At 45.8% G+C, this 21,806-nt stretch carries 10 protein-coding genes and 2 pseudogenes; 4 read left to right on the top strand and 8 right to left on the bottom strand.

Features of this window, described 5'->3' with window-relative positions; translation table 11 throughout:
• Window positions 1-63: 63 nt before the first annotated feature.
• The 3 genes from phoB (at window position 64) to BHV83_RS09085 (ending at window position 4,064) form a co-directional block, all read left to right on the top strand.
• The gene (gene phoB, locus BHV83_RS09095; RefSeq protein ID WP_286757424.1) at window positions 64-750 is read left to right on the top strand and encodes a two-component system response regulator PhoB; all 687 of its coding nucleotides are present in this window, start codon (window positions 64-66) and stop codon (window positions 748-750) included.
• Between the two features lie 120 nt (window positions 751-870).
• Window positions 871-2,538, top strand: coding sequence for a two-component system sensor histidine kinase PhoR (gene phoR / locus BHV83_RS09090; protein WP_502687961.1), 1,668 nt, complete (start codon window positions 871-873; stop codon window positions 2,536-2,538).
• A gap of 674 nt (window positions 2,539-3,212) precedes the next feature.
• A complete protein-coding gene (locus BHV83_RS09085) occupies window positions 3,213-4,064 on the top strand; it encodes a DUF6261 family protein (protein ID WP_005638869.1) in 852 nt (283 codons plus the stop codon).
• Window positions 4,065-4,071: 7 nt separating this feature from the next.
• Here the strand turns inward: BHV83_RS09085 and BHV83_RS21750 are convergent.
• The 4 genes and pseudogenes from BHV83_RS21750 to BHV83_RS09055 form a co-directional block, all read right to left on the bottom strand.
• Window positions 4,072-6,399: pseudogene (locus BHV83_RS21750) on the bottom strand (ABC transporter permease).
• Window positions 6,400-6,521: 122 nt separating this feature from the next.
• A complete protein-coding gene (locus tag BHV83_RS09065) occupies window positions 6,522-7,202 on the bottom strand; it encodes an ABC transporter ATP-binding protein (protein ID WP_119216391.1) in 681 nt (226 codons plus the stop codon).
• Window positions 7,203-7,381: 179 nt separating this feature from the next.
• A complete protein-coding gene (locus BHV83_RS09060; RefSeq protein ID WP_286757420.1) occupies window positions 7,382-9,754 on the bottom strand; it encodes an FtsX-like permease family protein in 2,373 nt (790 codons plus the stop codon).
• 33 nt (window positions 9,755-9,787) lie between these two features.
• Window positions 9,788-12,154: an ABC transporter permease gene (locus tag BHV83_RS09055; protein WP_005635854.1), complete on the bottom strand. Its 2,367-nt coding sequence runs from the start codon at window positions 12,152-12,154 to the stop codon at window positions 9,788-9,790.
• Between the two features lie 229 nt (window positions 12,155-12,383).
• Between BHV83_RS09055 and BHV83_RS09050 the strand changes: the two genes are divergently transcribed.
• Window positions 12,384-13,544: an MFS transporter gene (locus tag BHV83_RS09050; RefSeq protein ID WP_005642503.1), complete on the top strand. Its 1,161-nt coding sequence runs from the start codon at window positions 12,384-12,386 to the stop codon at window positions 13,542-13,544.
• On the opposite strand, the gene BHV83_RS09045 is transcribed toward BHV83_RS09050, so the two are convergent.
• From BHV83_RS09045 to BHV83_RS09030, 4 genes and pseudogenes are all read right to left on the bottom strand, one after another.
• Window positions 13,541-17,497, bottom strand: coding sequence for an AlbA family DNA-binding domain-containing protein (locus tag BHV83_RS09045; RefSeq protein ID WP_286757419.1), 3,957 nt, complete (start codon window positions 17,495-17,497; stop codon window positions 13,541-13,543). The genes BHV83_RS09050 and BHV83_RS09045 overlap by 4 nt on opposite strands.
• A 145-nt stretch (window positions 17,498-17,642) precedes the next feature.
• The gene (locus tag BHV83_RS21745) at window positions 17,643-17,804 is read right to left on the bottom strand and encodes a glycoside hydrolase family 88 protein (RefSeq protein ID WP_309369812.1); all 162 of its coding nucleotides are present in this window, start codon (window positions 17,802-17,804) and stop codon (window positions 17,643-17,645) included.
• Window positions 17,805-18,072: 268 nt separating this feature from the next.
• Window positions 18,073-19,311 (bottom strand): annotated as a pseudogene (locus BHV83_RS09035) (alpha-L-fucosidase).
• Window positions 19,312-19,322: 11 nt separating this feature from the next.
• Window positions 19,323-21,788 carry a hypothetical protein gene (locus BHV83_RS09030; RefSeq protein WP_122206077.1) on the bottom strand — a complete coding sequence of 822 codons (2,466 nt, stop codon included), beginning with the start codon at window positions 21,786-21,788 and terminating at the stop codon, window positions 19,323-19,325.
• Window positions 21,789-21,806: the final 18 nt, after the last annotated feature.

Here is a 21,806-nt window from a genome sequence, read left to right as displayed (position 1 = left end):
AAATACAGAAATACGTCCTTTGCAGAAATAAATTATATTTGTAATAAAAAAGAGACAAAGATTATGGATATGCCGAAGATTCTTGTAGTGGACGATGAAGAGGATTTATGCGAAATCCTCAAGTTCAATCTTGAGATAGAAGGGTATGAAGTAGACACGGCTTTCAGTGCCGAGGAAGCGTTAAAGATGGATATAGCCTCCTACCAACTGCTGCTTTTAGATGTCATGATGGGTGAAATATCCGGATTCAAGATGGCCAGCATCCTCAAGAAAGAAGAAAAGACGGTCGATATCCCCATCATCTTCCTGACAGCCAAGGACACTGAAAACGATATGCTGACAGGCTTCAACTTGGGAGCCGACGACTACATATCCAAGCCTTTCTCCATCCGTCAGGTGGTGGCACGCGTGAAAGCCGTGCTGCGCCGCACATCAGACAAGGAGAAAGTGCCGGAAAACGAATGCCTCAAATATGAAACTCTCTCACTCGACACGAAGCGCATAAAAGCCTCCGTAGACGGACAGGAAGTCCCGCTCACCAAAAAGGAATTCGAGATACTGAAACTCCTTCTTGAAAACAAAGGGAACGTCTTCTCGCGCGAGGAGATCCTTTCCCGGATATGGAAAGACGAAGTATATGTGCTCGACCGCACCATCGATGTAAACATCACCCGCCTGCGCAAAAAGATCGGACCATACGGCAAAAACATCGTGACGCGGCTCGGCTTCGGATACTGCTTTGAAAATTAAAAATTGAGAATTAAAAATTACAAAATAAACGAACGGGCACTTATTCTTACATTCCAAGATGATTTCTTACTTCTTAATTTTTAATTTTTACTTCTTACTTCTTAATTCTTAATTTACCCCATGGTCAAGATAGAATCAACGACAAACAGCAGAATACCTTTCAGCCAGCGACTTTTCTGGTCGATATTCGCCATGTTCCTGGGGTTCACGGCTTGCTTCCTGTTGTTCCAGTATCAGCGGGAACGGGAGTTTGCCCAAGAGAAGTTGAACAACGTGTTGGGGAATTACAACTACCAGTTGTTCCGCCGCACGCAACAGACTGAGGATATCAACCAGGTGGTTCACCAGTTTATCGACGACATCCCCCAAAAGGATCTTCGCGTGACCATTATCGATCCGGCAGGGAAAGTGTTGTTCGACAATAGCGGTGCCGAGGAATTCAACAACCATAACGACCGCAGCGAGGTACGCAAGGCACGCCTCTACAATGAAGGGTTCGCCATCCGTTCGTCCAACTCGACCGGCAAGCGCTATTTCTACACGGCGACGAATATCGGCGGGTATATCTACCGCTCCGCCCTCCCCTGGGACCCTTACACACAGCGCGTACTGACGATCGACAAGGATTTCATCTATTTTATGGCGTTGATGACGCTGATATTTTTCTTCGTCCTCTCCCGCTTCACGTTCAGCATCGGGCGGACGATCTCGAAGCTGCGCGACTTCGCCCTGAACGTGGAGAAAGACCGCATACCGAAGAACGAATATGTCTTTCCCAACGACGAGCTTGGAGACATATCGAAGAATATCGTCGGGCTTTACCACCGCCAGCAGAAGGCCAAGGACGAGCTTTCGATGGAACGCGAGAAGCTGATCAAGCATTTCCAGTACGCAAAAGAAGGTTTCGCCATGTTCACACCGGAAGGCAGGGAGATATTGTCCAATATCCTGTTCGTACAGTTCGCGAACCTGATTTCCGACATGCAGATACGACAGTCGGAAGACGCGGTCGACATTCCGGAACTGGAACCGATCCATCTGTTCCTCTCCAAAAACATCCCGAACACGAACCGCAAGCGGAAAGTGTTGCGCGAATCGGTCACGGTGGACAAGAACGGAAAGATTTTCCTGATCGAATGCATTCTGTTCCTCGACAACAGCTATGAGATATCTATCAACGACATCTCCCGCCAGGAAGAAGAGAGCCGGATGAAACGGCAGCTGACGCAGAACGTGGCGCACGAGCTGAAAACTCCTGTCAGCAGTATCCAGGGTTATCTCGAAACGATCATCAGCAATCCGCAGCTGCCGGACGACAAACGCCAGTTCTTCCTCGAACGCTGCTACTCGCAAAGCACGAGGCTGACGGGGCTGCTGCGCGACATTTCGGTATTGAACCGGCTGGACGAAGCTTCCGAAATGTTCGAGCTGTCGGAAGTGAACATCCAAAAACTGGTCGGCGAGATCGAGAAGGAATGTTCGAAGGAGATGGAAGAAAAGAAGATCACGACAGAGGTGGCTCTTCCGGGCAACCCTACGATCTATGGCAATTATTCGCTGCTCTACTCGATCTTCCGCAACCTCTACGACAACGCGATCGCGTATGCGGGCGAAGGCATCCATCTCACGGTGAGTTGCTACAAGGAAGATCCGAAATTCTACTACTTCAGTTTCTCGGACAATGGCATCGGCGTCTCGGAAGAGCACGTGAACCGCATCTTCGAACGCTTCTACCGCGTCGATAAGGGGCGCAGCCGCTGGGACTCTCCATCGTCAAGAACGGCGTAAACTTCCACAAAGGACAGATCTCAGCCAAGAGCGGACTGGGCAAGGGGATGACATTCTTCTTCACACTCAAGAAAAAGATTTGATTCTGTGACTTTTCTCTTGAAAGAAAAGTCACTACTCCTTCACGCTATCTGTATTTGTTCTATTCTGCCCAATAAGATACAAAAATTATACCACAACACATAATCAATTGGATAACAGAATAATAATCAAGCAACAACCGGCACCCTCTGTCCAAATTTCAGACAGGAGTGTCCAATATTTTGACAGTTTCGCGTCGCCTTCCTCCCGGCAATTCCAACATTTTTCAATATCTGTTGAAAATTAAAGGATAAAATAATTGTTTCCTGCCCAATTTAAGGTATATTTGTCAGCGATGTGATGCCCGATAATAAAGATACGGAAAAAAACATCCCGGCGGGGTTCCCGACAGCACAAAAACAAAGAAAAACACGTTGGCGGGACTCCCGACAGCATGAAAACAAAGAAAAACACGTTGACGGGGCTCCCGACAGCATGAAAACAAAGAAAAACACGTTGGCGGGACCCCCGACAGCATGAAAACAAAGAAAAACACGTTGACGGGACCCCCGACAGCATGAAAACAAAGAAAAACACGTTGACGGGACTCCCGACAGCATGAAAACAGAAGAATAATATTTAAACGATGTACCATGTCTGAAATTAAAGGTTTTGATTTATCCCGTCTTACCCAAGACGAAAATTTTGGCTTCCACAGTTTCGCGATCGTGGAGTTTGAGAAATGCAAAGACTCCAAAATCACAGAGTTCGTAAACAACTACAAAGTTAAATACAACGTATTTGACGGTTCCATGAAAGTCAGCGGCGGCGAAAACGTCCTCTCCTATGATGTCACCCGCCTCGACAAGGTCCGTGACGATGCCTACAGAGGATTAAAACGCCAGAACAATGTCGCGATGAATGATTTCGATCCGGTGATCGCCGAGATCGCCCGCCAAATCGATATCATCCTGCGCCGCAACGGCGATCCCTGCTCACTGCCTTACCTGGCTGAAAACAGTGCTGTGATAAACCTGATCCAGGATTTGGAAGAATTTGACAACCACTCGGAAGAAGAAGAACGCCCCGGCGAACTGTCCGATCCGACCAACTCGCCGTTGGACGGTGTTTCGCTGGAAGACGTCACGAACCGTCTCCAGATGGCCGGCCTCGAAAGATGGGTGATGCGATTGAAGGAAGCGAATGAGAAATTCATCTCCTTCTTCACCAACCGCAACAGCCAGCAGGCTACCATCGTCACCGGCGCGACCAAAGCGGCCCGCCAGGAAACCGATGCCGCCTACCGCGCTGTCGTCAAACGCCTCAACGCGCTGGCCGAAGTGAACGGTGAGACGGACTATCTGGAGATCATCAATAACATCAACCGTCTCATCGACCGCCAGAAAGCCATCCTCGCCACCCGCAAAACCATCAACGCCAAAAGAGCCACCCAAAAGCCGGAAGGCGGCGGCAAGCCGGGGGAGGAAAGACCGGGGGAACTGTAAACAATTGTCAATTGTTTTTCACGCTTTCTACCGGATTTGCATTCGCCGCCTTCCAACTTTGGAAGAATACCGCCAGGAAGGAGATCAGGAGGCAGAAAAGACCAGCAACGATGAAAATCAGCGGGCTAAGCGCGATCCGGTAGCTATAGTCCGCCAGCCATTGCTTCATGAAATACCAGCTCAACGGTGTCGCGATCACGAACGCAATCCCGACATATGTCAGGAACGTACCGACGAGGCGCACCAGGATTCCCCGGTTGTCCGAACCGAACACCTTGCGGATCGCTACCTCCTGCGAACGTTGCAGGATGAAATAGGTAGACATCGCAAGCAAACCCAACAGCGAGATCAGGATCGCAATGCAGGCGAAGATCACCACGATCTTGGCCAGACGAATCTGCGATTCGAAATGCGTACGGATGCCCTGGTCGATAAACTGTCCCTCGAAAGGAACACCCGACACCTCCTCGAAGACTTTGCGCACGGACTCGTATGCCTCGACGGGATCACCATGCACCTCGATCACGTAGCTCCACGGCCACCAGCCTGATTCCATATTCCGGAAACGGAACATTACCGGCGAATTTTCCTGCGTAATGTCCCTCAACTGGAAATCACGGATCACCCCTAAGACGGGTGTCGCATCTTCGCCCCACCTGAAAGAAGGGGCATCTTCCGACAATTCCATCTGTTTAAAAGCCAGCTCGTTCAAATACCACCCCCCATCGGCGTTGGCCACCCGGTTGTCCGACTTGATCTCGAAACCGAAAATGCGGAAAGCGGCGCTGTCGACCTGTATCTGCTGGAAGCTGAGCGATTTGTCCTCGTAAGTTCCACTCATATTGTTCGTTCCGCTCGAAGGTGTTCCGTTACTGTGGCCGACAGCCTTGACCATCGGAAGCTGGCGCAACATATCTTCCGCCCGTTCCATCTCGCTTTTGGAACGGAAAATGTTATCCGATTCGATTATGTTCGTCGTGTTGTAGCCCAACGGCGCGTGGATCAGATGGTCGATCTGGAGATACATCGTCAGCGAAGCGGCGATCATAGCGATCGTGATCACATTCTGGAACGTGATGAAGACCTTGCTGAACACCATCTTCGTCTGCCGGCGGAACGTCCCGCGTACCACGTCGATCGGTTTGGCCGATGAGATCATCAATGCCGGAAGCACCCCCGACAAGGCTCCCGTCAACACGATAAACAGGAGGATCGCCCCTATCCAAAGCGGTGTCGCCAGCACATCGAACGTCAAGCGCACCTGCAACAAGTCATTGGCATACGGCAGTGCCGCCTTGGCAAACATCAGCCCGATGGCAAACGAAACGACTGTCAGGAAAGTAGCCTCCAACATCAACCGCAGGAACAGTTCCACACGCGAAGACCCCAAGAGGCGGCGTGTCGCCATCTCCTTCGCCCGCTGGCCGGCCTGTGCCCCACCGTCAGGTTTATATAGTTGATGATCGCGAAAATCAGGATCAGAATGCCGACGGACATCAAGACCAACGAAAAGCGCTTGTCGCCTTGGTTCAAGCTATGCGACGCCGTATTTCCGAAATAGATATCCGAAAGTGGAACAACGCGTGCTTCCTTCACGAAATCATACCGGTAAATCCAATACCGCTCTTTGAAAAAGCTCTGTATCTCATCCGTCCGCCCCTTCAAGTCCATCCCCGGCTTCAGCAACAGGAACGAGACGCACGAGCCGGCGTTACCCGGATTCGTCTTCGACAGTGATTGGTTGAACTCCGTCACCCGCTCGATACGCACCAACAGGTCCGCATTCGGAATCACCGAAGATGTCTTCCATGACACCGGTAACCATGACACTCGTCGAGTCGCTGATGCGCAAGCTCTTCCCGATCGGATCGTCATTGCCGAACACCTTACGGGCAAAACTTTCCGAAACGACCGCGCCGTAAGGATCTTCCAACAGCCGGCTGCGGTCGCCATCGAGCAGCTTGAACGAAAAAATGTCGAAGAACGTCGAATCGGCAAATATAACGCCGGCCTTCAGCTTCTTGTCGCCATAAAAGACCTGCATGCCCTCCCCCTGGTCCGTGATGACCGGACAGACCTTCTCGATCTCCGGATACCGCTCTTCCAGCCAATAGGAAACCGGGACGGCCGATTCCAGGAAATCTTCATTGCCGACGGCGACGATTCGGTCGTAATTCGCCTGCTGTTTGTCGATATTCAATTCCCGTTCCACATACACCGCAATCAGGATCACGAACATCAGCGAAACAGACAGCCCGAAGACGTCGATCGCCGTGTACCCCTTGTTCCGGCTCAGGAATTTCAGAAAAGATTTTATATTCAACAGATTATTCATAGTGTATTCCATTTATAATTCATAACCCCAAACTCATATCTCACAAAGAACATATCCGACTTTCCCAAGCCGGATATGATCACAAAACAATTAGAATGTGTCTATGTTCTATTTTACAAAAATTAAATGAATTCGTTTACGGACGACACGATACTTCCGTCGAACAGGTTGATCACCCGGTGGGCGAAGCTCGCATCGTGTTTGGAGTGTGTCACCATAACAATGGTGGTTCCTTCTTTGTTCAGTTCGGTCAAGAGCTGCATCACTTCGGCTCCGTTTTTGGAGTCCAGGTTACCGGTCGGCTCATCGGCGAGGATGATTTTCGGATTCGAAACAACGGCACGGGCGATGGCGACACGCTGCTGCTGACCTCCGGAAAGCTGCTGTGGGAAGTGGTTGGCTCGGTGGCTGATGTTCATGCGCTTCAAGATGTCATTGACCATCTGCTTGCGCTCGCTTGCCTTCACTTTGAGATAGGTAAGCGGCAACTCCACGTTTTCAAAGACATTCAGTTCGTCGATCAGATTGAAACTCTGGAACACGAAACCGATATTTCCTTTACGCACCTGCGTACGTTCTTTTTCTTTCAAGTGTCCGACTTCCCTGTCCGCCAGGTAATAGTTGCCCGATGTCGGGTTGTCCAACAGGCCCAGGATATTCAGCAAGGTGGACTTGCCACAGCCGGAAGGGCCCATGATTGCCACAAACTCACCATCCTTCACTTCCATCGACACGCCGTTCAACGCGATCGTTTCCACCTCTTCCGTACGGAAAAACTTACTTAATCCTTCAATTTTAATCATGACTGTATCTGTTTTTTTATTATTGCTTCTTCTTGCCTATCTATAGGCAAACAGCGTGCCAAAGCACATAAACCATTTATTTACAACCCTATAATAATTTCAATATTTTCCGCGAGTGTCTAATTTTTGGACAGTGGTGTAAAGATATTAGACACTCGCCGGGAAAACGAGATCCCGGATTATTCCGATTTCAAGCTATCGACCGGATCTTCGTTCGCGACATCCCAGATGCGGTACACGATACATATCAAGACCACCAGGCAGACAAACAATGCCCCTGCCAAGAAGATCCACGCACTAAGAGGTATCTTTTCCACAAACTGCTGCTGCCAGTGTTCCGCGACAAAATAAGATATGCCGCATCCTAATAAAATCGCAGGGAGGGCGATACGAAGGACGTCTTTCAAGAATATCCGTAGAATATCCTTCATCGTAGCCCCGTTCACTTTGCGGATGGCCAATTCCTTGCGGCGTCGGTTCACTTCGTCGTTCGTATAGCCGATCAATCCGATCAGGGAGATTATCAGCGTTATTAATCCCCCGATCATCACTTCGTCGCGGAACTTCCGGGAACTGCTGTACAGGTCGACCATCTGAACGGAATAAACCGTCAGTTTCGGCTCTTGGTCCGGCATCAGCTCTTTCAATCTCTCATTTACTTTTCCGACTGCATCAGGAGTCATCCGGTGGAATTTCACCAACAAATGGGCAGAAGGACGTTGACGGTAGAACAAGACGGAAGGACGTGCATCCATATCGATGAGCGACCCCATGATATAATTCTCATATACCCCGCAAATCGTATAATACTTCGAGCCATACCGATCATGTTCCGATATATAAATGGATTTACCGACTGCACCGTCCGGCCAGTCCACGAATTCTTTCATCTTCTCCACAAAAGCACGGTTCACCATCACTTCGTCCGAAACTGGGATATTCTCGGTGAACGAGCGGCCTTCTATCACCGGTATTTCCATTAAGTCAAGGAATCCGTTGCTCACCCAATACTGGTCTGCAATATTAAAAAGTTCCTTTTCCGACTCCGGTAAAGCGATATTATTGCCCGACATCGACCCAAAAGGCAACGAATAGGAAGTCGACACCGCTTCTACTTCCGGCAGGCGCATCACTTCATCCAGCACCTTATAACGAGTCGTGGAATCGATCGCCGAAATACTGCAATAGGCCAGCCGGTCATACGAATAACCCGGATCACTGTTCACCATATACGCATGTTGTCTGCCGACAATCAATAACAAGGTCACCAGCAAACCCGCTGCAATAAACTGGAGGAAAAGTAGACAGAGTTTCCAGACACGGCGACTTTCACGGAAATTACGGAACGCGGCAGCCACCGGAATACGGGCGAACAAACAGCCCGGAACCAAGCCGGTCACCAGAAACACAATCACGCAAACCCCCAGTAGTACCAAAGCCCCTTTGGATAATAACAACGTTTCGACCGAAACATCCAATAAATCATAAATAATATCCCGACAAAGAAAAATCAAGAAAATACTCACCATGATCGAACAGACCATGTGTACCAGCGTTTCCGACAAAACCATGCTATGGATATTCGTTTCCGAAGCCCCGTACGACTTATGCACGGCTACTTCTTTCGTCCGGTTGACGATCGAAGAAATGGTAATGAGAATATAGTTCATGATAGCCGTGAACAAAAGGGCAAAGGCCAGAATCCCCAACATCATAACCATGTTTTTTACCTCTCCCGCTTTGCTATGCAAGTCGAGCAAGGGCCTAAGCGTATAAGTCAGTTCGTAGCCCGACTTTCTCAAAGCTTCCTGATCGTGGTGCCGGAGCGTCATATCATGAATAGCCGGAGTCAGGCTATCAGGCGTGACTCCCGGTGACAGACGCACATAACCGGCATAACGGTCGTTACCCAACCAGTTGTTCAAACTCTCCGGATCCATGCCGGACATGGCAACCAACATATCGTAACGCAAGCTGGCATTCTGGGGCAGATCCTCGAATACACCTCCGATCGTCACCTCCAAACCGGGATTCTCATCGGGGATGATCGTCAAGCCTTCCACTTTTTCGATACCTCCCATCTTTTCCGCCAACGAACGGGATATCATAGCATACCACGGTTTGGCCAACACCACTTTCGGATTACCGGACAGGATCGGCACAGGGAAGATATCGAACACATTACTGTCGGCCATCATGATATAACGGGCGGAATAACGTTGTTTGTCAGGTGTCGTGAACAGGGTATTATCTCCACCGATATAGGTAAGCCGGGTAGCGTCTTCCACGCCCGGAATCTCACTCCGCATAGCGGGAGCTACAGCACCGCTTACCTGATAATAGTCTTCCTCTTTCCCGTTCATGCTATAATTCTCATAGATCCGGTAAATCCGGTCCGCATCCGGATAGAAGGTATCGTAAGATTGTTCAAAATAGATCTTCGCAATCATGACCAACGCAACAGACAACCCCACACTCAGCGAGATGATCTTCATTACATTATGACGTCCTTTTTTGAACAATGAGCGTATGGCAATATTCAAGTTTCTCATATCTATCGTGTTTATCTGCTTTTCCTACTATCGTTACTCTGATTTCAAACTATCAACCGGATTAGAATTCGAAACGGCCCATGCACGGTACAGGACACAAGCAATGATCAAAACATAGACCATCATCGCTCCGGCCAGGAAGATAAAAAATCCGATGGGCGCCTTTTCCGTAAATTTCTCCAACCATCCCGTACCGGAATAATAAGCGACAGTCATACCGATCACGATAGCGGGAATCGCAATATAGGAAATGTCTTTCGAAATCATCTTCAAGATACTCCATGCCGTCGCCCCGTTCACCTTACGGATCGCAATTTCGCGTCCACGACGGTTCGTTTCGTCACTGGTATATCCCAGCAGACCGATCAATGCAATAATCAAGGTCACGATTCCCCCGATCATAACCGAGTCGCGGAACGTGCGGGAATCCTTATACAGGTCTATCATATCCATATAATAAGCCGTCACTGTAACATTTCGGTCGGGCATTACATCTTCCAGCACCTTTTGTGCCTTTTTTATATTCTCCGGTGACATCTCATGGAATTTGATCAGGATCATCGGTGCATATCTATCATAGAACAGGGCGGTCGGACGTGTATCCGGATTACCGGTACTGCCAATACAAACATCTTCATACACACCGCAGATGGTAAACGGTTCTCCATTCTGGCTATGTTCCGTAATTATAATGTTCTTGCCAATCGCACTCCCGGTCCAACCAGCCACCTGTTCCATCTTTTCGACAAAAGAACGGCTGACCATCACTTTGTTCGAAGCCGAACCGTCAGAACGGAACACCTCTCCTTCAATAACCGGAATCTCCATCAAGGAAAAGAAATCATCTTTCACCCAGTACATATCGGCAATATTAAACAGTTCGCGGTCATCTCCAGGAAGTGAAACATTATTTCCCGACATCCCTGAAATCGGCAGGTCATAGCAGGCAGAAACTTTGTCAACTTCGGGTATCTTGCGCAATTCCTCGATTGCCGTATTACGGACGGATTCTTCCACACCCTGTGTCGAGCAATAAGCCAACTTCTCATAGGCATATCCGGGATCGACATTTACCATATAGTCATACTGCTTATTGATAACCGACAATAATGCCACCAGATAGGCTGTTGCCAAAAACTGTATGAACAGCAGGCAAAGTTTCCAGTATCTGCGGGATTCTTTAAAATTACGGAATGCGGCAGCCACCGGAATACGCAGGAACATATAGGTCGGGATCAAACCGGTAATGAAAAAGATCACGATGCAAACTCCTATCAGTATCACAATAGTCTGTGTCGAGAACAATGCTCCCAACGTTGCCCCTAACAATTCTTCCGTTTTCGTACGGAACAGAACGATCAGAAAAGCGGCAAGCAACAAAGAAATCAGCATATGCAAACACGTCTCCGACATGATCATACCGAACAGGTTCTTATCTGAAGCCCCATAACATTTATGAACAGCCACCTCTTTGGTCCGGTTGATCAACGTGGAAATCACGATAAGCACATAATTCATCGCAGCCGTAAAGATGAGCACAAAAGCCAGAAAGCCCAACAGGGAATTCATGCTCTTCACCTCATCACTGTTACTGTGCATGTCCATCAACGGAACCAGGCTATAAGTCAAATCAATTCCCGCTTTTTTCACCTCTTCCAGATCGCAATGCCGTCCTTGCATCTCACGAATGGCAGTCGTCAGGCTTTCCGGATCAGTGCCGGGATAAAGTTTTACATATCCCAGATAACGGTCATTCCCCAGCCAATTTTCACGACTCCACTTGCTCATACCTTCCAAAGATGCAACAATCTCAAAACGCAAGTGGGAATTTTCAGGTACATCTTCAAACACACCTCCTATCGTATAGGTTTGTCCTGGACTGGATTCAAATTCAAATTCCTTGTTCACTGCCTGTTCTGCACCTCCCAACAGTTTGGCAATGCGATTCGAGATCATCACATATCCCGGACGGGACAAAGTCTCTTTCGGATCACCGATCAGGATAGGACGCGGCAACAGATCGAAAACATTCGTATCGCCCATCACGACATAACGGGCGGAATAACGGTTTCCATCCTGTGTCTTGAACAACTCCTTGTCACCCCCGATATAGGTCAAACGAGTTGCTTTTTCAACCTCCGGTATCTCGACTTGCATAGCTGTAGCCACGCCTCCGCTCACCTGCCCGTAGGACTTATATTCACCATCCCGGATGATGTTTTCGTGCAACCGATAAATACGGTCGCTGTCCGGATAAAACTTATCAAACGAACGTTCAAAACACACTTTCGATATCAGGACAAGTCCCATCGCCAGTCCGACTCCCAGAGATAAAATCTTTATCCCATTACTTCTTCCTTTCTTAAAAAGCGAACGTAATGCTATGTTCAAGTTTTTCATATCGCGTATTTATTATATTCCGTCCATTAAAATTCAAAAAGCGTGCCAAAAGAGTCAATAAACTAAAATACAAATAGATAAAAGCACGATCATTTTTTTAAGTGTCCAATTATTTGACAATGGTGTACAATAATTAGACACTCCTGATGGGTAAAACATCGAAACTAGTTCACGGAAATGCAATTGACGTCCCACAAGGATATTTCATATATTTTGTACTTTTGCAAACATGAAACGGAATATACTCGCTCTTTATCTGATCAAACTATCCAAATGGTTCACATTGGTTATGCCTATCATCGTGCTTTTTTACGAAAAACACGGATTAGGATTGCAGGATGTGTTTATCTTGAAGAGTGTCTATTCGATAGCAGCCGTAGCCTTGGAGATCCCTTCAGGCTATCTGGCTGATGTTTGGGGACGCCGCAAATGTCTGATATTAGGATGTATCCTTTTCTTCTTCGGATATCTATGCTATTCGTTCACCTCGACATTCACGGCTTTTCTTTTCGCTGAAATCTTGTTGGGGACAGGACAAACATTGGTAAATGGTGCAGATTCCGCTCTGTTATACGATACTACCGCCCAATACAAGAAAGAAAATTTATACTTACGATATGAAGGACGGATCACGATGATCGGCAACTTCGCTGAAGCGCTGGCAGGTATCTTTGGTGGTTTATTGGCGACTTATTCCCTTCGTCTTCCTTTTTATGCGCAGGCTGTGATTGCATTTACAGGTATTCCGGCAGCATTCATGCTTAAGGAGGTCAACCGTTCCAATAAAATACAGAATCCGGTAAACGAGATTGTCCGGATCATCAGATATTCACTGGTAACGAACAAGCAACTTTGCTACAATATCATGTATTCAGGTATAATCGGGGCAGCGACTCTCACGATGGCTTGGTTCGTACAACCGGTTTTAATGTATCTGAAAACTCCCGTTTCCTGGTATGGCGTTATTTGGACGGTACTGAATCTGACGGTCGGCTTCGCCGCTCTCTGGTCCGACCGGGTGGACAACTACTTCGGTCCGCGTAAGATGGGAATCCTGATCCTCGTTTTTATAGTCGGCGGATATGTATCCCTGGCTTTCAACCTTACGTACGCCGGCCTTGCCATCTTGTTCGTCTTTTATATCTTCCGCGGTTTTGCCACCCCCATCCTCAAAGGATACATCAACCAAATGACTTTTTCCGACATGAGGGCGACAGTGCTTTCCATCCGCAACTTCATAATACGCCTGATGTTCGCCGCTATCGCCCCCTTTATCGGTTGGCTGAATGACATGTATTCGCTCCAGGTTGCCCTACTCGTCTCAGCAGGGATCATATTGCTGCCGGGAGGGATATTTCTGGGGCTTCAGTTTAGAAAAGAAACAAGTTAAAAAGGGACATTGCACAAATTGCTGATCTTATCTACATTCTTGATATAGGAATTATGCTCCCACAGGCGTCCGGCACAATATTGATCGAAAGTATCCTGCAATGATTTCTCATCATCAAGGCTATTCACCAGTTCCGGTATCAAGATCTCGGCAAAAACAAAAATGCCTTTTTCCGGTACAAGGACAAGATTGCTCTTGGGTTGTATAGACATTGATTTTTCAAGCATATCGAGTGGGACAATGCGGTAACGCTTTTCACCTTCCTTATCCGAAATCAATAACAGATAATCAGTACTACGAGCCGGAGAAATAAATAGTATATCATCAATCGAACCGGCAAAAGCAAAAAGCATATTCGGTTGTGACATTCCCTTTTTCAGATTGGACAGGCCTACTTCGCCATTCTTAAAAACCGTAACCAGCAAATCTTCCTTGTCTTCCGGGTTATAAGAGAAAATAACACTTCCCCCTTCTCCTCCCCACTTTCCGATCTTGGGACTTATGGAATAGGCTATTTTGCCATTTTTAAACAAGGAGACAAAGACATGGTTGGGCGTGTATCCCAGGTCATGCTTCTTTTGCAAAGGATTGCAACGCAGAGCTGATGTCCGGATTCCTAAATTAATTTGAGTGTTTGCATTTTTAATGCGCAAAGCCTTTTCCTGGACATTTTCTTCGTTTACGGACAAAACCGGAGCAACCGCTTCCACCTCTTGAACCGCTGTCATTTCAGGGACTACAGAACGTTTATCAAAAATATATTCATTCCGTTCTGCACTAAAATACGCAGGAAACTCCGGCATCTTAGGAACAGAATCCAGCTTTTGCCGATGGCGCAACTTGACAAAATCCGCCACGTTGCCAACCGGTTTGATCAGATTGGAACTGGCAGAACGCGTATATACTTCACCTTTCACCTCTACCACTTCATTGATTGGCGCCACTCGAAACGCCAAAACCAGACGTCCGTCTTCATATTCATACAAACGGCAACGTATATACGCCTGATAACGATCCCGATCTTCTTTTTTACCTAATAGCCTGATCACATTTTGATTGACAGAACGAAGGTAAACATCGCTGTCATTATGAGCAAACCTTAACTCCTGGTCCAATCCGGTCAGATATCCCTTATCATTGACTCCGATATAAAGTGTTCCCCCTTCCGTATTCATGAACGATGCAATCACACGAGCCAGGACAAGGCTCTGCTCCTCTGTCGCGTTTTTGTCGGCATGGATAAATGCAGATGTCTTAAATTCTTTTTCTACTCCTTCATGGCCGAAAAATACGGGTATGTACACTCTAGTTTTTTTCTCCCAGACTTTACAACCAAGCAAAACATTAATATTCTCGCAAATCAGTTCCTGCAGGTCATCATCCTTTTCTTTCAGATAGGACATGATATTAAAATAGCGTGCCAACTCAGCTACCGTACGGTTTTTATTTTGCATAAACGATTGCAAATCGGACTGGACGGAAGTCAGGGGACGGGAGTCGAACCAAGTCTGTAATACTCGTATAACCTGTTTGTTATTACGCAAACGCAAGCTGTACCGGTCCATATCTAACGCTTCCATACGATCCGACAATCCCTTAAAAGTTTGCCGGCATTCAACTCCCTCTCTGTTTTTCAATAATTCGGAGTCCAGGGAATTAACCCAATAGATATAGTCGGAACAAAGCCCGTAATAATCAGCCAATTCTTTGTTTCCCACAAAACGGCACAAAAATATCAGGACATTATAAGCATTGAAGCATCCACATATATCTTCGCTGTCGCCTATCAACGAATCTACACAATAAATGAGTTCCTTCAACTGGCTCACCGTTATCCTATCCGACTCGTCATATAAATCGGGAGTTACTGTTTTACTTTCACTTTCAGGCATCTCATCAGTCTGAGCCGACTCATCAAGAGCACTCTCCGGAACTTCAAGATTTAGGCTTTGGAAAGCGACGAAGAAAGGATTGTTTTTTTCTTTCAAACGTTGCAACTCTTCCTTGTCTTTATTGACTTTCAGCACTTCTTTCGTCATGAAGAAAAAGAAACTGCGCAAATTTTCCAATACATTATTATAAAAACCTTTTTCGTCTGGAAATGGGATATGGGACAGCACTTTGATCGTATTTTTCAATTTGTCCGCCGATAAACCTCCATATTCCACCTTATAGAAGTTACCGGCCTTATACTTCTTATGGGGATTAGTCGTTGTTGCCGTCATGCCGGTAGAAAGCAACCACCAGACTTTGCCTTCTGCAATATCGATCACTTTCCCGATTACATTTTTCTTCCTGACGCAATCCGGATACATATATTCATTGAAATCACGTATCAGGGAAAGCTTGACTTCACTTCCTTCCACGCTCTTTACTTTCGCACGGAATATCTCGTTGACAGCAAACATATCCATAAAACCAGGGATGATATAATAGCATGAATTTATGTAAGCGAATGGCAAACAGGCCTTCATTCCCCGGTATGGGGCATCTATAATTTCCATCTTCAGAGACATGTCTTCCTTGTCGATATGCAGGATCCGGACCTTGACCCGTTGATCCGGACGCAGAAAATGGTCTGTCTCCACCTCTTCCTCTTCCATCTCGATCTCCGGTATCTCAATCTCTTTCTCATCTGATCCGGTATCCACAAAAGCCGGAGAAGACATTGGTTGCGACAAAGGATAATCTTCCGCTACCAGATTCCAATATGAACGGAAATCACGGATACTCTTACAAGCATCAAAATTCAAAGATAACCGGCTAAAAGAAGCAACAAACAAACGGTTTTTCAACACAGTAGCCCGGTCTTTACGCCCTTTCCACGAGTTACATTCCAATTCAACCAATGGGCTCAACGTAAATCCATCGTTATCAAGGGTGATCATATTTTTTTCATTTCGACATTGCCTCCACTTTTTACTATCTTCCTGGAAAAGACATGCTTTATCATCTGCCTGTATCATGATGAGACGTTCCAAGATCTTTATCTCATCAAAATGTTGGAGATGCTCCCACTGGATACGGTCACCCAATGTATTCTCGCCAGTGAGCAAAGTATATGACTTATTTTTCAGCAGTTCACTATACGGTGATGGTATACGGGAAAGATAACGGCATATACGGGCAGCAATCAGTGAAAGGTCATCCTCCTTTTGCCGACATTGTCCGCAGATCAAGAAGACAAAAGTATGCAAACGGACCGACTCGGTTATCAGAGGATGAAGCGTGTCCCAATCATCGGAGAACCAATATTCAGATACCTTATCATCCATCTCCTTTGCTTTCCGTTTCAATACGCCGGAAAAATCACTGCATTCCTCTTCTGTCATCAGACCATTGGTAATCAGCCTGCAAACGATATCGATCAGTACCGGAAGATTCTGGGAAAAACCAGTCAAATCGTATAACAGCAGATAATATATTTTTAGGATCTCGTCATGTACATGCCAAATGTTTCCACTCTGTTCCAACTTACGCAAAACAGCCTTCAGATATTCATTCGTCTTTCCTTCCGGCAAGCAACGGCAAACTTTCAGTTTCAAAGAAAGACGATCCATCCTGTCAAACAGTTCGGTTCTTTTTTCATCCGCCCTCCTCTGGTATACTGTTTGCAAATAGTCCGATTCCTCTCCCATCCACCGGCAAAGGTCGAAGGCCTTCTCTAAAGCTTTAGCGGCATCCTTTCCATCCAAGGCCAGGCAATCTCCATGTTTTTCCTGAAAAGCAGCCAATGCCTCGATCCATCCAATCTCCTGATTCCGATACAGGAAACGAGCTTTTTTCAATAATACATCTGAAGCAGGATAATGCGAGACTTTATTCTCCACCAGCAACTTCATATCAACATCACAGGATTGAAATACAAAAGCATATTTTTCCACAATACTATCAGATAAGTTTTTTCCTGTTGTCGACATTTCTTTATCAAGGACAGGTACATCATTCATCATAGTTATAATATTAAAAATAAGATTATTAATTCAACAATTACCCTCTAAAATTATATATATGAGCCCGAAAGTACTCATTTAATTCCAAGCACAAAAAAAATTCCGACTATATTTTAAGAATGACCATAAAAAAGAAGCCTGTCTCTTACTCCCCAAAAACAGACCTCTTTACGAAAAAGTTTCCATACCTTCCATGCACCAGACCATACTCGGCAGCATCCAGCCAACCTTTTTTCACCTCCATTATCATAGCATAGGCAAACATTGCAGAACCGGATGCTTCCGGCCAGCAATCAGTTTTATCCACCAACAGGTTCTACATGCCGCTTTCACTCTGGCAATTTTTCGGGCTCTTCATCATAAGACGATGGCCATCCAAAATGCAGCATGATTGGGATTATCTCTCGGTGTCAATATGAATTGTTAATTATCCATATTCGCCTTCTTCTCGAGCGGACAGATAATTAGTCGTCTAATATATCAATTTGAGAAATCATCAAAAAAGGAAGTGCGTCAAGCGCAGGGACAAGTACATTTTGACACACTTCCTTTTACGGTAATTTATTTGGTATAAATTAATTAGCAGTCTGATTTTCTTTTTCTGTCTGAACCGTCTGTCTCGCTTTCATACGGAAGTCCATATACGATTTCGTATTCAATTTTGGAAAACCATCCTTCTCCAATTGCCTACCAACCTTTTCCAAGGTCTGAATATTCTCTTCCAGAATGGTTCCATCCGGACGAGGGCCAATGTTCAACAATAAATTAGCATTCATATCTGCGCAATATCTCAATAGCTCCATAACCTCTTCAGCCGATTTCTGCCGTTGTCGCGAAGAAGTATGATATGCCCACCCTAAAGCCTGGATCGGGATGTTCAACTCAGCCGGCTTTTCTTTATTGCTCTCCCAAGAAAAATCGGCAGCGTCCTGTACCTTTTTAGGTAATCCGACACTTTTAAAGACAGGAGCCAATGATCCCATTTCTCTTTCTCCGGTTATAAAATCCTCATTACCGTTCGCACCTGTTTTAAACACGACTAATGCATGAGGCTGAATCTGATGAATCATATCATATATTTCCTGAATATTAAAAAGTTCAGAATACTGATACACTCCTCCAACCGTATCAAACCATATACCGGCAATCGGCCCATATTGAGTACACAATTCCATTATTTGCGTTTTTGCATAATTCAGATAATGCTTAAAATCTTCCACATTACGGAATCTGTAAGACTCAGGAACCTCTTTATAGTGGGGACGAGCCGGATCATACATCGTATTTGGCAAAAAGTAGGGATGATGCCAATCTATACCCACCGAATAATAAATAAACAGGCCCTATCCGGCTTTCCGGCAAGTGACAGCCAACTCTTTTACAAAGTCACGCTGGGCAGGATAATCCATACTATTGTAATCCGTCGCTTTAGTATCCCATAGGGTGTAACCATCATGATGTTTTGCAACGAAAGTAATATACTTCATCTTTGCTTTCAATGCCAAATCAACGTAATCCTGTGCATTAAACTTTTCACCTTTAAATTCCCGTGCCTTTTGTTCATATTCCTTAACCGGTATTTGCTCATTGTACATCACCCATTCGCCTTTTCCATATAGCGAAGCAGGCCCCCAATGAACAAATAAACCAAAGCGGGCATCTTTAAACCAAGCCAAAGCGGCTTCTTTGGGAGATTTTTCATACTGCGCCTCATAGCCTTTCAGGAAATAAGGTATTGTTCTCCACGTTTGCTCTTGAGCATAAACAAAGCAAGAATAACAAAAAGCAATTAATAATATCAATATTTTCTTCATTTCCTACTCTTTTATTTATACATCAACCAAGCAGTCGCTTTCGTGTCCGTATCCGATACGAAACGAATCCATCTCGCTTGGAACGATTCAGGAAATTGCTGAACGAACTTTTCTCCCGGCTTTACCGTATAAGATGCATACTCCATCCAGTCACCGTTTCCTGTCGGATCAACTTCTACGGTTATCACGACATTTTTATCAGACCGGTGCGATAAAGAAAGTTCCTTTTTATCGTAAAAAGCAATCAGATAAGGATCAGATGCGACATCTGTTTTTACATCCGTATCCTTCCACGGGCCACCTTGACCGACCGGTTTACCCAAAGTCCACAAGTCATCTATGACACCCACCCAAACAGCAGCTTTTCCATCATCGGAAATGACAACATGCGGATTTTCTTTCCCATCTTCGGGGGTCACACCCGTTAAGACAAGCATACCACGATAAGAGGCATAATCATTGATGCGGTAATTATGTGTCGATACAGGACGAATCTTAGCATAGCCATCCGCATTTTCAGCAGGAAGTTCATAAAATGTACCCATACAGGAGAAAAGATCACGTTCTGTAGCAACTTCACGGCAAATACGCAGCACTCCCTGGTCTGTCAGTTTTTTATATGTTTCATTTCCTAACGGCAAGCGCCAACGGCGACCTAAATCGTCCACCACCAGAACAGAGCTTTCTTCTATCGATATTACTTGTTGTGGAATTGCAAATTTACTACGGATCAAATCGGCTGTCTTGGCATCCTCTTTACGAATCAGTTCCAATTTATCCCCCATTTCATAATAACCGGTTTCCGAAATCTTTCCATCGACCGTCACATTCGCCAACAAACCTAAAGCACGACGATTATCACCCAATCCATACAATAAACCTCCGGTTGTTGTTGTCTTGTCAACCGTAGTCAAACCCTTATAGATCGAATCAGAAGATGTCGAACGGATATCAGGAGAAGTATAATTGAAACTTACTGTTGCCATCGTATTCTTATCGGTTTTCACCCGAATCCACTCTCCTCTTTCTGTCGAAAGAAAAGGAACGGAAGTGGCTTTTCCTGCATTAACAGTGACAGACTTTAAAGTCTTCCATTCATTATTTCCGGCTTCATCTATCTCAAATGTAAAATTCACAGGTTGATTACCTTCATTCTTCACCCAGCCACAACGGTTTGTCCAACCACTGAAAAGAAACGGCTCTGATGCTTCATTTGCTTTTACGCTCTCTTTTGCCCAAACCGCACCTTCGGCTGTTGCCGGTCCTAACTCATCCGGTTTTGTCAAAGAAGTAAACCATAAATTTGAATTGGATTGGCCGGGGCCTTCCATATTTCCTTTCGCTTTCCGTTTATTCAAAAATTCCTTCTGGGCAGAATCGTCACAACCAAAAACCAACTGCCCGTTCCAACGGGTAAAATCACCGATTACCTTCAAGTAAGCGGAACGCGGGCGGATTCCTGCTGAATTATCGGCAGTAAACGTACCCGGAAAATGCCAGAACATCCCGTGCATCGTCATTAAATAATCAGGTTGCGATTCTGTTCCTACATTTCGGATACGCGGCCATTCCGTATTCCAACCATGTGCCCCATCATAGCTGTGGCTTGCTTTAGGCAAACGATAAAACGACCATCCTTTCTTGGCATCACGAACTCCTAACAAAACGGATTTATAATCCCATCCGGTCGCCCACAACGGATCTGTGTCCGGATTGGCATTTCCATAGATTCCACCCGGGCCTGTCACTTCAACAAATTGATTCCGACGGACAACCTTCCAGTCTTTACCATCCCATTCTGCTAAAACACCAGCTTCGACATCAAACTTCCTCAATGCCTCCCGTGTTCCTTCTCCATTATTTGTAAAGAGCATTACTCCCTGGCCTGAATAAAGTCCTTTTCCATGTACACCCGGTAAAACATTATTTGTGTCGTCCTTTATACCTTTCTTACTATTACCATCCTGATATAATTCTTTTACTTCTAATGTATTCACATCCACCTCATAAAAGCCTTCCTCCATAGTCCCATAATATATCTTACCTGCCGGATCTGTCAAATGGCGTGCATTACCGGTATGACGGCCCGGCATCGTCTGCCAGGGAATCACTCGAACACTCCCTGTCTTATCTATTGCATACGGACCTATAAAGAGTTGATTGCTTTCTTTGTGAATCATTCGATTAGCAGGAGTTCCTCCAATACTTTCATCACGTACGATCTGCCGGTAGTCTGATGTCACTTCATACAATTTGTCGGAAGAGCCATTCGGTAAATGCGGCCCATATGTTATTACCCATAAACGATCGGCCCAAGGCACCACCGCCCCGGTTCCACATTCACCTTCATTATTATAATAAGCTAAACGGGGATAGATACCGGATATGGAATCCGGAGTCTTTTTTACATCTCTTTGAGCAGTACAGCTCATCACGGACAATGCTGCAACAAAAGCTACAGAACTTTTTATCTTCATTTTCATCTTTTTCTAATA

It is taken from the genome of Parabacteroides sp. merdae-related_45_40, from assembly GCF_001915675.1.
This window is presented reverse-complemented; position numbering and strand designations above follow the sequence as displayed.

Bases quoted from the DNA above. Each gene is read 5' to 3' on its own strand.
- BHV83_RS09045 (WP_286757419.1), bottom strand. From the start codon at position 17,497: ATGATGAATGATGTACCTGTCCTTGATAAAGAAATGTCGACAACAGGA.
- BHV83_RS09055 (WP_005635854.1), bottom strand. From the start codon at position 12,154: ATGAAAAACTTGAACATAGCATTACGTTCGCTTTTTAAGAAAGGAAGA.
- BHV83_RS09030 (WP_122206077.1), bottom strand. From the start codon at position 21,788: ATGAAGATAAAAAGTTCTGTAGCTTTTGTTGCAGCATTGTCCGTGATG.
- phoR (WP_502687961.1), top strand. From the start codon at position 871: ATGGTCAAGATAGAATCAACGACAAACAGCAGAATACCTTTCAGCCAG.
- BHV83_RS09065 (WP_119216391.1), bottom strand. From the start codon at position 7,202: ATGATTAAAATTGAAGGATTAAGTAAGTTTTTCCGTACGGAAGAGGTG.
- phoB (WP_286757424.1), top strand. From the start codon at position 64: ATGGATATGCCGAAGATTCTTGTAGTGGACGATGAAGAGGATTTATGC.
- BHV83_RS09050 (WP_005642503.1), top strand. From the start codon at position 12,384: ATGAAACGGAATATACTCGCTCTTTATCTGATCAAACTATCCAAATGG.
- BHV83_RS09060 (WP_286757420.1), bottom strand. From the start codon at position 9,754: ATGAGAAACTTGAATATTGCCATACGCTCATTGTTCAAAAAAGGACGT.
- BHV83_RS09085 (WP_005638869.1), top strand. From the start codon at position 3,213: ATGTCTGAAATTAAAGGTTTTGATTTATCCCGTCTTACCCAAGACGAA.